We start from the raw sequence: 14,841 nt of genomic DNA on the forward strand, positions 1-14,841 counted from the left end.
GGCGAAGCAATCTCGGCGGGGGCGGAATTATCCCTTACCCCCAGATTGCCACGTCGTCCACCGGAGGCGGACTCCTCGCAATGACAACACGAGTAACGTGCTTTTTATTGGAAAACGATTCGTTCCACTTCTTGAGCGAAAAATAATGCGTTACACCACACTAGTACTTTGTTTCGTAATTGAGTTGTCTTATGCGCGCCGTTCGTGGTGAGTTTATCGAACCACCGGCGCGCCCTTCGACAAGCTCAGGGCGAGCGGAATTATGTGTGTACTATTTTTGATTTTTGAAACTGAGCACTAGCCACCCTTCCCCAATAACCGTTTCCACCAGGGTACGGTATCACCGTACCCCTCTACGATGAAAGAATGTTCGCACCGGGCGCAGCGCCAGACCCGGGACTGCTTGTTGTAATAGGTGTTGGCGCTCCCGCAGCGGGGACAGCTTGTCCTTATCTTTTTTTCCGTCTCCCTGTCCAGTTTTTTCCAGTATTCGTCATTCCAGCCGGGACGAACAGGCATTGTAACCTCCTGTCACGCGTGCAGCTCGATGATATCTCCGTCCTGCAGGACGTGGTTTCTTTTCACCATCACGCCATCGTGTTTGCCGGAACCCCACACCCGGGCGTACTTCAGCCGGGCGCGGAAATCCTTGTGGACTTCCAGGGCAGCATCCTCCAGGGTACTCCCCTGTCCCAGAATTATCGGGTCCGCCAAATCCGGTTTCTGCCCCGGCGTCTTGGTGTACACCCGGATAATATCAAGCGTCTGGTATATCTTGAGCCTCATTTCTTCGAGACCGGCGCCCTCTTGCGCCGAGATGGCCACGATGGGCAGCCTGTCCCCGTACCGGCTCTGCAAAGCCGCGTAGTTCCGGGGGGACTGAGGCAGGTCCAGCTTGTTGCCAACAATCAGCGCTTTCTTGTAGTGTAGAACAGACGGCGGCTCATCTTCAACCTCCGCTTTGATGATGCCTATCCTCATATCCTTCAACTCGTCGATTATTGCCTGCATCTGGTCAAGCGGAGCATCATTCAGATCCACCACCGGCAATAGAGCGTCAGCCCGCACCAGCGCCGGAGGCAACCAGGGTTCACTGGATTGGGCTACCAGGGGCGGGGTATCAATCAACTGAATCTGGATGTTCTCGAACTCCATCATACCGGGTGTGGCTGTCTGGGTGGTGAAGGGATAGTCCGCCACCGCCGGTGAGGCGCTGGTAATGCGGGCGACCAGTTGGGACTTGCCCGAGTTCGGCAATCCGATAACCACGACCTGAGCGGCCCCCTCTTTGGGGATCACCATTGATGCCCTCTGGGTAGCCGCCTTCTTGTCAACCGACTGGGTCAACCTGGCGATGCGTCTTCTCAGCTCGGCACGCAGGTGGTCAGTCCCCTTGTGCCTGGGCATGATCGCCAGCATTTCTTCGAGGGCGGCTATCTTTTCCGGAGCCGTCCTGGCCAGACGGAAGTTCTTCTCCGCGTCAAAATACTGCGGGGGTAAATTAGCCGGCATTTCTTATCCTGCTAGTACTATTGTTAAACCCCGTCCTCCCTGGAAATCCATCCCCCTGCCTCCTCCTTCCTTCGGCAGGCTCACTTCGTGGTGACTCAGTGGAACCAGGACAGGCTCTTTGGTAAAGGAAGGGGGAAGGGGCTATAGAAGAGGGGCGAAACCCCTCTTACACACCTCTTTAACGCCTGTCATTGCCACGGGCTTCGCCCTCGCAATGACACAGGCCTTTTTCTGTCAACCTCCTAATTCTGGGCTTAGGCAACTCTCTGACGCCCTTTTTGGCTCCCCGCCGGCTTAGCCATGCTCAACAGAAAATAGGGAGTACATTGTTAATCGCAGTTCTTCTACCCAAGATAACCCTTTATTCTCTTCGCCAGGCTGGCGGTAATACCCTTGACCCGGGCTATTTCTTCCACAGTGGCTTCTCTAATGGCCTGCACCGAGCCAAAGTGCCTCAGTAAAGACCGCTTGCGCCTGGCGCCGATACCGGGGACAGTATCAAGCACGGAAACAAAAGTCCCCTTCTTACGCACTTTCTGATGATAGCTGAGGGCAAAGCGGTGCGCCTCGTCCCGCAGACGCTGCAGTAGCTGAAGTCCCGGCGAACTGCGGGGTAGAACAACCGGCGCTTTCTCCCGGGGGAGAAAAATCTCCTCATTTTCCTTGGCTAAACCGGCGGCAGGGACGTCCCCGGCCCCGGCTTCCTCCAGCGCCGCCAGCGCCGCATTCAGTTGCCCTTTGCCCCCGTCAATGAGGATAAGGTCGGGCAGTCCTGCCCAGGCATCCGGCGCGGCGGCATCCCGGCTTTTAAGACGCCGGAAGCGACGGCTGATGACCTCCTGAAGCATGGCATAGTCATTGGCTCCGGGCACCATCTTAATACGGAAGCGCCGGTAAAGGGCTGGCTTCGGCTTACCTCCCTCGAAGACCACCATACTGCCCACCGCGTCCGTTCCCTGGATATTAGAGATATCATAGCCTTCCATGCGGGCAGGCAGGCGCGGCAGCCGCAACTCTTCCTGTACTTCCGCCAGAGCCGCCTCCAGCACTTTAGGAGATGCCAGCTTCTTAATCTTGAGCTGTTCCAGTTCCTGGCGAGCGTTTTCGGCAACAATCTGCACCAGCTGTTTCCGGTTACCCCGGCCCGGCACCTGGATATCAACCCTGGCCCCTCTCCGGCTTTGCAGCCAGTCCCGGACCACGGCCATATCCTCCACCGGATGCTGGAGCAGTAAGAGCGGCGGAACGTAAGGGCTGGAACCGTAAAACTGTTTCACGAAGTCAGTCATGATTTGCGGCGGCGCTTCATGCTGAGTGCCCTGCAGGACAAAGCTTTCCCGGCCAATCAGCTTGCCACCCCGGATAAAGAAGACCTGAGCACAGGCCTGGTCTCTATCCTGGGCGAAGGCAATAACATCCTGCTCGCCCCTGACCGTGGCGGCGATTCTCTGCCCTTCGACGACCCGGCGCATCGCCTGTATCTGGTCTCTGAGCAGCGCCGCCTTCTCAAAATCCAGGGCTTCAGCGGCCCTTCTCATCTGGCCCTCCAGTTTCCGCACCACCGTTCCCTGTTTTCCTTCCAGAAACAGGATCACCTGCTTGATGACATCATCATATTCCTGCTTGCTGACCGCCCCGATACAGGGCCCCAGGCAGTGGTTGATGTGATAGTCAAGGCAGGGTTGCCGGTCATTACCGGTGATTGTCCGGGAGCAGGAGCGGAACAGGAAGATCCCCCGCAACACCTTGAGCGTTTGCCGTACTGACCGGGCACTGGCAAAAGGGCCGAAATACCGCCCTCCGTTCTCTTCCAGACGGCGGGTAACACACACCCGGGGGCAATCTTCAGTGAGGTCAATATTGAGGTAAGGAAAGGCCTTATCATCCTTAAGACGGACGTTATAATGGGGATGGTGCCTCTTTATCAGATTTAACTCGAGGATAAGAGCTTCCTGCTCCGATGTGGTAACAAAGAAATCAAGGTCATGGACCCGCGCCACCAACCGTTGCAGCTTCGGCGACAGCTTTTGCCCGCTGCCGAAATATGACCTGACCCGGTTCTGGAGATTGGCCCCTTTACCCACGTAGAGGATATTACCCTCGGCGTCCCTCATCAGGTAGACACCCGGGCCGGAGGGTAGCTGTTTTAGCTGTTCGTTTACCAAACTGCTGGCCAACTCATCACCCCCGGGTTCCCCGGATATACTTCTCGCTTTGCCGGCCGGTTAGCACCACCCCTTCTTCTCCCCGATGGAATCCACACCAGTAATTATAACCCTTTTTCGGTGACTGGAAAAAGAAGATCAAAGAGACTGTTCAGCAACTAGTCTAGCATACCGACGAAGCATGTCCCGTACTCCGATACGGTAATCGGTATCCAGAATGCCGCCAACGCGTGCCAAGATCGTTCTTTCCGGATTCCGTGTCAAGCCTGTCCTGGCGACAGGCCAGGGCTCGGAATGACAAATCCTGTTATTACACAACCTTATTGCTGAGGAGCGAATGAAGGCACGAAGCGACTGGCTAGGTTTCCCGGATGAGGTTGGCCAGGAACTCGGCGTTGGTTTTTGTCTTTCTCAAACGGTCAATAATCCGTTCCGTGGCTTCAGCGAGGTTAGCCGAGTCAGAGGAAATCATGGATGCCATGCGCCGGAGCAGCCATACCTGCTTCAAGGTTTCCTCGCCGAGGAGGAGCTCCTCACGCCGGGTACCGCTGCGCTGAATATCTATCGCCGGGAAGGTCCGCCGTTCCGCCAGCCGGCGGTCAAGATGCACCTCCATATTACCCGTGCCCTTGAACTCTTCGTAAATCAGGTCATCCATGCGGCTGCCGGTATCAACCAGACAGGTGGCAAGAATGGTCAGACTACCGCCCTCAGCGGTGTTACGGGCAGCGCCAAAGAAGTGCTTGGCCGGGTAGAGAGCCGCCGGGTCAATGCCTCCGGACAGGGTACGCCCGCTGGAAGGCATGGCCAGATTATAGGCCCTGGTGAGACGGGTAATGCCATCAAGCAGAATAAACACGTCCTTGCCGCTCTCCACCATGCGTTTAGCCCTGTCCAGGGCCAGCTCGGCGACACGGGTCTGGTTCTCCACCGGCTCATCAAAGGTAGCGGCGATTACCTCGCCCCTGACGGAGCGTTTCATGTCCGTAACCTCTTCCGGTCTTTCCCCGACCAGACATACCAGCAGGTGAATATCAGTATAGTTGTTGCTGGTACAGTTGGCGATAGACTTGAGTAGCATCGTCTTGCCGGCTTTCGGCGGAGAGACGATCAGACCCCGCTGCCCCCGGCCGATAGGCGCAATAAGGTTAATCAAACGGGCGGCGATATCATTAGCCGGGGTTTCCAGGTCGATGAGCCTGTCGGGAAAGGTGGGCGTGAGCGCCCCGAAATGGGGACGGCCCTTGGCCAGCTCCGGGTTCAGGTCATTAACGGCTTCTACCCGCAGCAGGCTGAAATACTTCTCTCCCGCCCTGGCAGGCCTGCCCTGACCGGCGACCATATCACCGTTGCGCAGGCCGAAACGCCGGATCTGGGACTGGGAAACGTAAATATCAGTGGCGCTGGGCAGCAGAGTACCATTCCTCAGGAAACCATAGCCGTCACTCATTATCTCCAGGATACCGCTGCAGAAGGTGTTCCCTTCCTGTTCCGTGTACGCCTGGAGCAGACGCATAATGATGTCCTGCTTCTTGAGACCGGAATGGTTGGTGATATCCATCTCTTTGGCCAGCTCAATCAGCTCGTCCTTGGATTTACTTTCCAGTTGATTCATATCCATCTTAATTTTTCTCCTAGTTTTCAGGTATCATCAGGAAGAAGGGTTTATTTTAAAATTATAGCGGAGGGTGAATCCAGTCCCGCTTCATCACATCCATGGCAACCATCCCGCTTAAGCTATCCGCGCGCCACGCTCTGCCCGTCCGCCAGAAAACGGCTGATCCCGATATCAGTCAGCGGGTGGCGTATCATCTGCATCAGCACATTATAGGGAACGGTAGCAATGTGAGCCCCGACCTTAGCGGCCGCGATACAGTGCTCAGGGTGCCGGATACTGGCGGCGATCACCTCGGTTTTCAAGTCATCATACTTACCAAAGACGTCAACGATATCCCCGACCAGTTTCATGCCGTCACTGCCGATATCATCCAGTCGGCCGACAAAGGGGCTGACATAGGCGGCGCCGGCCCGCGCTCCCAGCAGGGCCTGATTCAATGAGAAACAGAGGGTGAAGTTCACCTTGATGCCTTCTCCCGCCAGGACCGAGGTCACTTCCAGACCGTCAGCCGTAGCCGGGATCTTAATGATGATATTGGGCGCCCAGCGCGCGATTTGACGTGCCTGTTCAATCATCGGCTTGACCCCTTCAACCAGCACCTCGGCGGAAATCGGCCCGCAGTCAACCGCGCAAATCTCTTTGATGGCAGCTTCATAGTCTTTGATCCCAGCCTGGGAGACCAGGCTGGGATTGGTAGTAACGCCGCTGATAACACCCAGCTTGACCGCCCGTTTTATCTGGTCAAGATTAGCTGTATCCAGGAAAATACGCATCCAGTCCTCTCAGCAATGTTATTTATCCGTTAAGTCGAAAAGGGCAGCGATGGCTGTGCCCCTTCCCGCAGTACGTCCCTGGCAACTCCGATAAAGTCTCGGAAGAGGGGATGGGCACGGCCGGGACGGGAGGTAAATTCGGGGTGGCACTGGCAACTGACCATCCAGGGGTGGCCGGTCAGCTCACAGAACTCCACCAGATTACCGTCAGGGGACAGGCCACTGCAGACCATTCCCGCCTTTTCGAGCTGGTCGCGGAAGCGGTTGTTAAACTCGTAGCGGTGCCGGTGACGTTCCTGAATCAGGTTCCGTCCGTAAGCCTTGGACACCAGAGTACCTTCAACCAGTTGACAGGGGTAATCACCCAGGCGCATGGTACTGCCCTTGTCCTGCGTCTTTTTCTGACCGGGAAGCAGGTCAATAACCGGATGAGGAGTAGCTTCATTAAACTCGGTAGAGTTTGCCTCGGGGGAGTTCAGGGCATGGCGGGCAAATTCAATCACCATGACCTGCATCCCCAGGCATAATCCAAGGTAGGGGATTTTATTCTCCCGGGCATAGCGGGCGGCTTCTATCATGCCTTCAATCCCCCTGATACCGAAACCGCCGGGAACAACGATGCCCTGGGCGGAACGCAGCAAAGCCTCTCCACCCTCCTTCTCCAAATCCTCCGATGAGACCCAGATGAGATTAACGTCCCGGTTATGGTGGAGGGCGGCGTGCTGCAAGGCTTCACGTACCGAATAATAAGAGTCCTTTAAGTCCACATATTTGCCGACCAGGGCGATGTTAACCGGCTCACGGGGCCTTTTGAGAGATGCCACCAGTTTCCGCCACTCGCTCAGGTCACTGCGGCGCGCTTCAAGTTCGAGCTTGTCCGTAATCAGCTGTCCCAGTCCTTCTTCTTCCAGTACCAGCGGTACTTCATAGATGGTGTCCACTGTGGGCAGGGGAATAACCCCCTGACGCTCGACGTCACAAAAGCGGGATATCTTGTCCCTTAGCGCCTCCGGAATAGGGTGGTCACTACGGCAGATGATAATATCAGGCTGGATACCGATACGGCGCAACTCATTGACGCTGTGCTGAGTAGGCTTGGTCTTCAGCTCCTGGGTCGTCGCCAGATAGGGCAACAGCGTGACATGGATATAGAGCACATTGTGCCGCCCGACGTCATTTCTCATCTGCCTGATAGCTTCCAGGAAGGGCTGTCCCTCAATATCGCCGACAGTACCGCCCACCTCGATGATAACCACCTCCGCCCCGGACTGTTCAGCCAGCTTTTTAAAGCGGTCCTTTATCTCCGTAGTAACATGAGGCACCACCTGAATGGTGCCCCCGAGAAAATCACCCCGCCGCTCCTTGGCGATAACGGCGCTGTATATCTGCCCCGAGGTAATATTAGAATCACTGGTCAACTCAATGTCAATGAAGCGTTCGTAGTTGCCCAGGTCAAGGTCAGTCTCGGCGCCATCCCTGGTAACAAACACCTCGCCATGCTGGTAGGGGGACATTGTTCCGGGATCAACATTAAGATAGGGGTCCAGCTTCTGCACGGAGACGGTAATCTGGCGACTCTTCAGAATGGTACCAATTGAACCGACAGTGATACCCTTACCAACTGAACTGACTACGCCACCGGTAACAAAGATGTATTTCGCCATACAGGAAAACCAGGCTAAACCTTAAGGGTACTATGAAAGATAACTCACGCTGGAAATTTTGGGCAAGAAGTGAAGCAAGGGGTTTCTCTTTATTATAGAAAGAGAAATGTTAATTTGTCAAGTTTTTGTACTGACCGGTTCTTCAGTACCCCCGGATTCCGTGAGATTTCAAACCCGTTAAACTTTACCCGGCACGATGAATCCTGCTCTGTGCTATAATCCAGCTATGAAACGGGAACTTGTGGATATTTTAGCCTGTCCGGTATGCAAGGGGGAGCTGGAACTGAGCGTGGCAGAGGAGGATGAAGAGGAAGTAGTCAGCGGCTCTCTTTACTGCCCGAAGTGCCGGACACGCTATCCTATTACGGATACCATCCCCAACCTGCTGCCCCCGGAGCGTACAGATTCGTCCTGATACTAACCCTATCCCCTTTGCCCTATTCCCCTAAACAAGGGGCTTATATCAAATGTTACTCTGAAGGAGCACATTCGCTTCGCTCAGTGTAAACTCCGCGACCGAAGAATCTGTGGGTGGGGTACGAGTGAGTCTACACCGCCCCAAGACCCTTCGCCGCGCTCAGGGTGACACGAAAATAGTTCTTTCAGGGCAAAGCACGCTTAAGAGGAAGTTTTAAGTAATCTAGCAGTCCGGGGTATAGGTCACCCAGCTCTCGGGTGATTCCCATACCTCCACCGCGGAGAGAGAAGCCCCGTCTCCCGCCAGCCCCGGTTCAAGCTCCTTATAGATGGTGGCCGCGATATTTTCCGATGACGGGTTTATCTTATCAAAGGGAGGCACGTCATTGAGACAGGCATGGTCAAAGCGGGACAGGATACCGGACAGATGCTGCTTCAGCACCGTGAAGTCATAAGCCAGTCCAATATCATCAACACCGGCTGCGGTTACCTGTACCACCACCTTGTAACGGTGCCCGTGCAGCGCCTCACACTTCCCCTGGTAGCCCCTCAGGAAATGGGCGGCGTCAAAATGGTCTTCTACGGATACCCGGTACATCGTGCCTTCTTAACTACCTCCCCATTTGAGCACGCCCTGCTTCTCGGTCACCGCCCGCAATAGCTCCCTGACCGTCTTGCCGCTTACCGGGTGCACCAGGTCAGGGGCAATCTCCGCCAGCGGAACCAGGACAAAAGCCCTTTCCGCCAGCCGGGGGTGGGGAATAACCAGCTCCGGGGTTTCAATAACCTGGTCGCCGTAGAACAGGATGTCAATGTCAATAGGGCGGGGGGCACCATGGGTATTCGGCGCTCTGCCCAGCTTGCGCTCAATACCCTTGGCCAGTGTCAGCAATGCCTCCGGCGCCAGCCTGGTATCCACCTGACACACCAGATTAAGGAAACGGGGCTGATTGGTGTTCCCTACCGGCTCGGTATCGTATACCGACGATACCTTTCTTACCGGTAGCCTCTGTGAGAGCAGGTTCAACGCCAGATCCAGATTACCCTGGCGGTCTCCCAGGTTCGACCCCAGTCCCAGGTAGGCTGCTACCGGTTCAAAGCTCATTTGTAACACCTCGCATAATAGCATCGCTCATCCGGGATACCCGCACCATCTGCGCAACGTCATGGACGCGCACCATATCGGCGCCGTGGGCAATGCCGATAGCCACGGTAGCCGCGGTACCCTCGACACGCTGGTCAAGAGGCAGGTCCAGTGTCAGGCCAATCATCGATTTTCGTGATGTTCCCAGCAGGATAGGCCTGCCCAGGGATTTCAGTTCAGCCAGACGGCGGATGATTTCCAGGTTCTGCTTCAGGCTTTTACCGAAGCCAATGCCGGGGTCAATGATAATATTCTCACCGGGCACTCCGGCTTCCATCGCCTGCCTGATAGCCCTCGTCAAGTCAGCCACCAGCTCCGCCATTATATCCGGGCTGGGAGCGTCCCGCTGGTTGCTCATCAGGAGCAGCGGGACTCCCGCCGCGGCGGCGACCCGGGCAATATCCGGGTCACGCTTCAGGCCCCAGATATCGTTAATCATGTTAGCGCCCACCTCCACCGCCCGGCTGGCCACCTCCGATTTATAGGTATCGACACTTAACGGTACCGGTACCTCCCTGGCTAATCTGGCTATCGCCGGAACTACCAGGCGCAACTCTTCTTCAATACTCTCCGCGGATTTTGGCCTGGTGCCGGGGCGGGTTGATTCCCCACCAACATCTAAAATATCAGCCCCCTCCGCGACAAAACGCCGGGCCTGGGCAACAATGGCCTCGATATCATCACCCAGCCCGTCTCCGGAAAAGGAATCCGGGCTGAGGTTGATGACCCCCATCACGTAGGTACGCTCCCCCCACCTGAACTCGGTATTACGGCAACGGGTGCCGGCTAGTGTCCGGCGGCTTTTCTCCAACTTACGCCTTTCTTCTGAAAACTGACCATGGCAGCAGTGCTACTCCTATTCTAGCACAATTTTTGCCAATTTACCGCCACCTGCCGGATACTCTAACCGAGAGTGTTTAACATCCGCCATTCCAGCCGGCGAAGCCCTCGCATGACAAACCACTGTTAGACATCTTCCCCAACTCCGGTTTGCCCGTGAAAGTGATAGTATGATACCATCTGGATGCTATTAACCTGAAAGCTCCGATACCAGGGAAAAGGAGGAAATATGGACTGCGTTTTCTGTCAGATTGCCGCCGGTGAAATACCGTCCAATATCCTTTACCGGGATGAAAGAATCGTCGTCTTTCCGGACATTAATCCCCTGGCGCCGGTACACCTGCTTATCATCCCCAGAAAGCACATCCCTTCTCTGGTCCAGCTTGCTGAAGAGGAATCTGGACTGGCCGGGGAAATGGTTGCCATCGCCAACCGGCTGGCCAGAGAGGAAGGTATCTCGGAAAGCGGCTACCGGCTGGTCATCAACTGCGGCCGGCAGGGTGGACAGGGGGTGCCCCATCTTCATCTGCACCTGCTCGGGGGACGCCAGCTCTCGAATGCGCTGGGCTAAATCCGGCCGGGCTACCGCCCTCAGGCGTTACGGGTATCTCAGCGCCCTTTTTGACGCTCAAGAAAGGTAAACAGACCGGCGATACTCTTGGCATCAAAAATATTCCCCGAGGCGATAAGACCGGGAATCTGGCTAAGGGGGACCCGGCTTAAGCTGATTTCATCCGTATCCTCAGCATGCAGCGGGCTGGGAACGAGGTCAGTAGCCAGGTAAAGATAAAGGTATTCGCTGCTGTAGCCGGGGGCAAGGTAAAACCCGCCCAGCCTCTCCACTTTCCGCGGGAGGTAACCGGTCTCCTCACGCAGCTCACGGCGGACGGCGTCTGCCGGGTCTTCCCCGGGGTCAATACCACCGGCCGGTATCTCTACAAGCTCTTTTTCCACCGCCCTGCGGAACTGATTGACCAGCAGAACATCATCATTAGCATCAACCGCCACAATAGCTACGCAGTCGCTACGCTCCACAATCTCTCGGGTCGTCTGCCGCCCATCAGGCATCTGCACGGTATCAACCCGCAGCCTCAGCGCCCGCCCTTGATAAACCAGTTGGCTGGATAGCGGCTTTTCCTCAACCAAGCTAAATCCTCCGTTAGCCGGACCCTTGCCGGTCTCCGCTGAGCAAATATCGCCGACCTTCCGCCCGGTGAATCATTGTTTGCCAGCGGTCTCTCCGGGCCGGTAGACGAGAGCTATTTCTTCGCAATTAGGGAACTGGGGACAACGGTAACATTCCGTCCAGACCTTCTGCGGCAGCTCCATCTTATCCACCTGTAAGAAGCCGAACCGCGAAAAGAAGGCGGGTTTGTAGGTCAGGCAAAATACGGTGGCGATACCAAGCTCCCCGGCTTCTTTAAGACAGGCGTCAATCAGCAGGTCGCCAACTCCCTTTCGCTGGCATTCCTCAGCCACCGCCACTGACTTTATCTCGGCCAGGTCGAGCCAGTTGACATGCAAAGCCGCACAGGCAACTACCCGCTCGCCTTCCCTGACGACAAAGTAATCCCTGATATTTTCATATATCTCGCTCAAGGGGCGTGCCAGCATCTCACCCTTGTCAGCAAAATAATTAATCAACACGTGCATCTGGGCGGCATCAGTGATTCTAGCTTTTTCTACGCAATACAATCTAATGTTTCCCCTTCAATTTTTGCTCCAGGGAGGTGTAGAACGACGTTTCCGGATGAATCCTTAAAAACCGGACTTTCCGCGCGCTATGCCTCACCCTGACAATAGCTTTATCTGATAATTCCAGGTTGATATGACCGTCAATGCTGAGCGTCGCCGGGGCGGTAGTATCCACGCACAATTTAACCATGGCCGTTGATGATAACACCATGGTATATGCCAGACTGAGATGGGGTAATATCGGCACGAGCAGGAACTCCCTGGCCCGTGGGTTCAGGACGGGACCCCCGGCCGCCAGCGCGTAGCCGGTACTGCCCGTAGCCGTGGCCACAATTACCCCGTCAGCCCGATATGTGGTCAATACCTCCTCGTCAATACTGGCTTCGACATTGATCACCCTGGCTACCGCTCCCCGCGCCACGACCACATCATTCAGGGCATAAAAGGTACGGGGCGCTTCCTCCCCACCGTCCACCGGGGAAAGCTCCGCTTCCAGCAGAGACCGCTCGTCAATCCAGCCTTCACCGGACAGCAGGGCGGTCAGTTTTTCCTCGGCTTCGTCAATGCTAAGCTCGGTCATAAAACCCAGTTGACCCAGGTTTATCCCCACAATAGGGGTCAAGCCGGCGATTGCCAGCTGCGCCGCCCGCAAGATAGTGCCGTCCCCGCCAATGGTGATAAACAAATCGGTATCAGCCACCTTAGCCCTGCCCGCTTCCTCCTCCCAGGCGGAAGATAACCAGACAGCCAGGTGCCTGGCGCCGAGAAACTCCTCCAGCCGCCGGGCCATGGTGCGGGCGGCTTCTCTCATGGGATGGTAGAGTATTCCAATCCTTTTCATAACTATAACCGGTTGACCGGCAGGGACTAACGCTACCCTGAAACCCGGTAAGGTACGCTAACGCTAAACACGAGACAATTATAGCGCTCCGGATAGCTGCTAGTAAAGTCAGGCGTGATTTTTAGGTTCTGTTTGTATTTGGTTGGTTTTATTTGTCATTGCGAGCGCAGTGAAGCAATCCGCTCCCCGGACTACGGATTGCTTCGCCCTCGGGACTTCGGCGTGAGCTCAGTCGAACGCTGAACTCGGGCTGAAGCCTTCCGCCTGCGGCGGAATGGTCTCGCAATGACACCGCCAACCAAAACCGAATAAAACCCTTTTTTATGTCACTTGCTTTAACTGGTTGGTTATGTTAGTATTTTTTTGAGACGAGCATGACCACGGAAAAAGGAAAAGCACTAGAACTAGCGATTAGCCAGATTGAAAAGAGGTTTGGCAAAGGCTCAATCATGAAATTGGGTGAGTCGGTTGTCATGTCACCGGTGGAGGCTATTCCCAGTGGTTCACTATCATTAGACCTGGCCCTAGGAATAGGGGGTATCCCCAGAGGGCGGATTACGGAAATTTTTGGCCCTGAAGCATCAGGTAAGACTACCCTGGGGCAGCACATAATTGCAGAAGCGCAGAAACGGGGGGGTATCGCGGCTTATATCGATGTTGAGCACGCTCTGGACCCGTCCTACGCCAGGCGCTGCGGGGTAAATGTTGATGAGATGCTGATATCCCAACCGGATACCGGGGAGCAGGCTTTGGAGATTGCCGAAGCGCTGGTCAGGAGCGGGGCTGTTGAGATAATTGTCGTCGATAGCGTCGCCGCCCTGGTACCCCAGGCTGAAATTGAGGGGGAGATGGGGGATACTCATGTTGCCTTGCAAGCCCGCCTGATGTCACAGGCCCTAAGAAAGCTGACGTCCACCATCAGCAAAGCAGGAACCGCGGTAATATTCATCAACCAGCTACGAGAGAAGGTCGGTATTGTCTTCGGTAATCCTGAGGTGACACCCGGTGGCCGGGCGCTCAAGTTCTACAGTTCAGTAAGAATAGATTTAAGGCGTACTGACACCATCAAGCAAGGTAACGAAATGATAGGAACTCATGTTAAAGCCAAGATAGTCAAGAACAAGGTCGCACCTCCCTTCAGAAGCGCCGAATTTGACATCATGTTTGACCATGGAATAAGCCGGGAGGGTGATATTCTGGACCTTGGTGTAGAGCTGGGGCTAGTTAGCAAGTCTGGTGCCTTTTTCTCTTTTGGTGACACTCGCCTCGGGCAAGGCAGGGAGAATGCCAAGCAATTCCTGTCTCAAAACCCGGAACTTGCCCAGGAGATTGGCCAGCAGATTAAAGCCTCAGCAATCAGCAACCACGCTCCTTCAGGCAATAATTCAAATAACAAGAATTGAACTTCAAGAGCTAAATTCACAGTCCAATCAATAACTGAAAACTGAATATTTGTAGAGCTGAGGCATATTTCCTCAGCTCTATTTGTTTTAGGAGAGGTGCCAGGTCAATGCGCGAAATCACGGCTCTCCATAGCAGGAAAGACCGGGGGGGGAGGGTAAATATATTTCTGGACGGCAAATATGCCTTCAGTTTAGCCGCCGAGGTGGTGGCTCAGGAGGGGCTGCAGGTTAAGCAGGCATTATCGGCTGACCGGATTGAAGCATTGACCGGGGCTGACCGCCGGCAGCGTTGCCTCAATGCTGCCCTTCACTATCTCAGTTACCGGCCCCGCAGTGAGAGCGAGTTGAGAGAAAAACTCCGCCAGCGCGGTTTTACTGAGGATACCCGGGAAACGGTAATCTCCAGGTTAAAGACACAGGGACTGGGCGATGATATGGCTTTTGCTCAATTCTGGAAGGATAACCGGGAAACGTTTAACCCGCGCAGCCGGAGGCTGACCGTAATGGAGCTCAGGCGGAAAGGCATCGCCGATGATATAATAAACCAGGTGATTGATACCATTGACGATGAAGAGAGCGCCTACCAGGCAGCCCTGAGCAGAGTTTACCGTTTACCTCAGTCCGATTATCAGGGCTTTTCCCGGCGACTGGGCGGGTTCCTGAAGAGACGCGGATTCGATTACGAGGTGATAAACCATACCGTGAAACGGCTATGGCAAGAAACAAGTGACAACTCCTTATAGATAGGTGTATTTGCTCTTACTTAAAA

At 55.2% G+C, this 14,841-nt stretch carries 16 protein-coding genes; 4 read left to right on the forward strand and 12 right to left on the reverse strand.

Features of this window, described 5'->3' with window-relative positions; translation table 11 throughout:
* Nucleotides 1-297: 297 nt before the first annotated feature.
* The 6 genes from Q8Q07_04845 to Q8Q07_04870 form a co-directional block, all read right to left on the reverse strand.
* On the reverse strand, nt 298-519 hold the full coding sequence (locus Q8Q07_04845) for a hypothetical protein (protein ID MDP3879616.1): 222 nt from the start codon (nt 517-519) through the stop codon (nt 298-300).
* A 12-nt stretch (nt 520-531) separates the two neighbouring features.
* Nucleotides 532-1,512, reverse strand: coding sequence for a GTPase (locus tag Q8Q07_04850; protein ID MDP3879617.1), 981 nt, complete (start codon nt 1,510-1,512; stop codon nt 532-534).
* A 344-nt stretch (nt 1,513-1,856) separates the two neighbouring features.
* A complete protein-coding gene (gene uvrC / locus Q8Q07_04855; GenBank protein ID MDP3879618.1) occupies nt 1,857-3,689 on the reverse strand; it encodes an excinuclease ABC subunit UvrC in 1,833 nt (610 codons plus the stop codon).
* A gap of 346 nt (nt 3,690-4,035) precedes the next feature.
* Nucleotides 4,036-5,298: a transcription termination factor Rho gene (gene rho / locus Q8Q07_04860; GenBank protein MDP3879619.1), complete on the reverse strand. Its 1,263-nt coding sequence runs from the start codon at nt 5,296-5,298 to the stop codon at nt 4,036-4,038.
* Nucleotides 5,299-5,414: 116 nt separating this feature from the next.
* On the reverse strand, nt 5,415-6,068 hold the full coding sequence (gene fsa / locus Q8Q07_04865; GenBank protein ID MDP3879620.1) for a fructose-6-phosphate aldolase: 654 nt from the start codon (nt 6,066-6,068) through the stop codon (nt 5,415-5,417).
* A 29-nt stretch (nt 6,069-6,097) separates the two neighbouring features.
* Nucleotides 6,098-7,732, reverse strand: a complete 1,635-nt coding sequence (locus tag Q8Q07_04870; protein ID MDP3879621.1) for a CTP synthase — start codon at nt 7,730-7,732, stop codon at nt 6,098-6,100.
* Nucleotides 7,733-7,958: 226 nt separating this feature from the next.
* Here Q8Q07_04870 and Q8Q07_04875 point away from each other — a divergent pair, with 226 nt between their 5' ends.
* On the forward strand, nt 7,959-8,147 hold the full coding sequence (locus Q8Q07_04875; protein ID MDP3879622.1) for a methytransferase partner Trm112: 189 nt from the start codon (nt 7,959-7,961) through the stop codon (nt 8,145-8,147).
* A gap of 225 nt (nt 8,148-8,372) precedes the next feature.
* On the opposite strand, the gene queD is transcribed toward Q8Q07_04875, so the two are convergent.
* From queD to folP, 3 genes are read right to left on the reverse strand one after another with little or no spacing between them, the layout of a single operon-like run.
* Complete coding sequence (queD, locus tag Q8Q07_04880; GenBank protein ID MDP3879623.1) at nt 8,373-8,747, reverse strand: 6-carboxytetrahydropterin synthase QueD; 375 nt, start codon at nt 8,745-8,747, stop codon at nt 8,373-8,375.
* 9 nt (nt 8,748-8,756) lie between these two features.
* A complete protein-coding gene (gene folK, locus Q8Q07_04885; GenBank protein ID MDP3879624.1) occupies nt 8,757-9,254 on the reverse strand; it encodes a 2-amino-4-hydroxy-6-hydroxymethyldihydropteridine diphosphokinase in 498 nt (165 codons plus the stop codon).
* Nucleotides 9,244-10,104 (reverse strand): dihydropteroate synthase, encoded by an 861-nt coding sequence (gene folP / locus Q8Q07_04890; GenBank protein ID MDP3879625.1) that lies wholly within the window; start codon nt 10,102-10,104, stop codon nt 9,244-9,246. The genes folK and folP overlap by 11 nt, the downstream gene beginning before the upstream one ends.
* Nucleotides 10,105-10,362: 258 nt before the next feature.
* Between folP and Q8Q07_04895 the strand changes: the two genes are divergently transcribed.
* A complete protein-coding gene (locus Q8Q07_04895) occupies nt 10,363-10,704 on the forward strand; it encodes a histidine triad nucleotide-binding protein (protein ID MDP3879626.1) in 342 nt (113 codons plus the stop codon).
* Nucleotides 10,705-10,742: 38 nt separating this feature from the next.
* Here Q8Q07_04895 and Q8Q07_04900 read toward each other — a convergent pair whose 3' ends face one another.
* The 3 genes from Q8Q07_04900 to Q8Q07_04910 all read right to left on the reverse strand — a co-directional run bounded on the left by Q8Q07_04900 (nt 10,743) and on the right by Q8Q07_04910 (nt 12,669).
* Nucleotides 10,743-11,279, reverse strand: coding sequence for an NUDIX hydrolase (locus tag Q8Q07_04900; protein ID MDP3879627.1), 537 nt, complete (start codon nt 11,277-11,279; stop codon nt 10,743-10,745).
* Between the two features lie 72 nt (nt 11,280-11,351).
* Nucleotides 11,352-11,828, reverse strand: a complete 477-nt coding sequence (locus Q8Q07_04905) for an N-acetyltransferase (protein MDP3879628.1) — start codon at nt 11,826-11,828, stop codon at nt 11,352-11,354.
* Nucleotide 11,829: 1 nt separating this feature from the next.
* A complete protein-coding gene (locus Q8Q07_04910) occupies nt 11,830-12,669 on the reverse strand; it encodes an NAD(+)/NADH kinase (protein ID MDP3879629.1) in 840 nt (279 codons plus the stop codon).
* 374 nt (nt 12,670-13,043) lie between these two features.
* Between Q8Q07_04910 and recA the strand changes: the two genes are divergently transcribed.
* Complete coding sequence (gene recA, locus Q8Q07_04915; protein MDP3879630.1) at nt 13,044-14,072, forward strand: recombinase RecA; 1,029 nt, start codon at nt 13,044-13,046, stop codon at nt 14,070-14,072.
* Nucleotides 14,073-14,179: 107 nt separating this feature from the next.
* Complete coding sequence (locus Q8Q07_04920) at nt 14,180-14,815, forward strand: RecX family transcriptional regulator (GenBank protein MDP3879631.1); 636 nt, start codon at nt 14,180-14,182, stop codon at nt 14,813-14,815.
* Nucleotides 14,816-14,841: the final 26 nt, after the last annotated feature.

This window comes from Dehalococcoidales bacterium (assembly GCA_030698765.1).
Taxonomy (GTDB): Bacteria; Chloroflexota; Dehalococcoidia; order Dehalococcoidales; family UBA2162; genus JAUYMF01.

Excerpts from the sequence above, each read along its gene's own strand:
- Q8Q07_04850 (MDP3879617.1), bottom strand. The coding sequence starts at position 1,512 with ATGCCGGCTAATTTACCCCCGCAGTATTTTGACGCGGAGAAGAACTTC.
- Q8Q07_04845 (MDP3879616.1), bottom strand. The coding sequence starts at position 519 with ATGCCTGTTCGTCCCGGCTGGAATGACGAATACTGGAAAAAACTGGAC.
- Q8Q07_04920 (MDP3879631.1), top strand. The coding sequence starts at position 14,180 with ATGCGCGAAATCACGGCTCTCCATAGCAGGAAAGACCGGGGGGGGAGG.
- Q8Q07_04910 (MDP3879629.1), bottom strand. The coding sequence starts at position 12,669 with ATGAAAAGGATTGGAATACTCTACCATCCCATGAGAGAAGCCGCCCGC.
- recA (MDP3879630.1), top strand. The coding sequence starts at position 13,044 with ATGACCACGGAAAAAGGAAAAGCACTAGAACTAGCGATTAGCCAGATT.
- fsa (MDP3879620.1), bottom strand. The coding sequence starts at position 6,068 with ATGCGTATTTTCCTGGATACAGCTAATCTTGACCAGATAAAACGGGCG.
- folK (MDP3879624.1), bottom strand. The coding sequence starts at position 9,254 with ATGAGCTTTGAACCGGTAGCAGCCTACCTGGGACTGGGGTCGAACCTG.
- Q8Q07_04875 (MDP3879622.1), top strand. The coding sequence starts at position 7,959 with ATGAAACGGGAACTTGTGGATATTTTAGCCTGTCCGGTATGCAAGGGG.
- Q8Q07_04870 (MDP3879621.1), bottom strand. The coding sequence starts at position 7,732 with ATGGCGAAATACATCTTTGTTACCGGTGGCGTAGTCAGTTCAGTTGGT.
- Q8Q07_04895 (MDP3879626.1), top strand. The coding sequence starts at position 10,363 with ATGGACTGCGTTTTCTGTCAGATTGCCGCCGGTGAAATACCGTCCAAT.
- rho (MDP3879619.1), bottom strand. The coding sequence starts at position 5,298 with ATGGATATGAATCAACTGGAAAGTAAATCCAAGGACGAGCTGATTGAG.
- queD (MDP3879623.1), bottom strand. The coding sequence starts at position 8,747 with ATGTACCGGGTATCCGTAGAAGACCATTTTGACGCCGCCCATTTCCTG.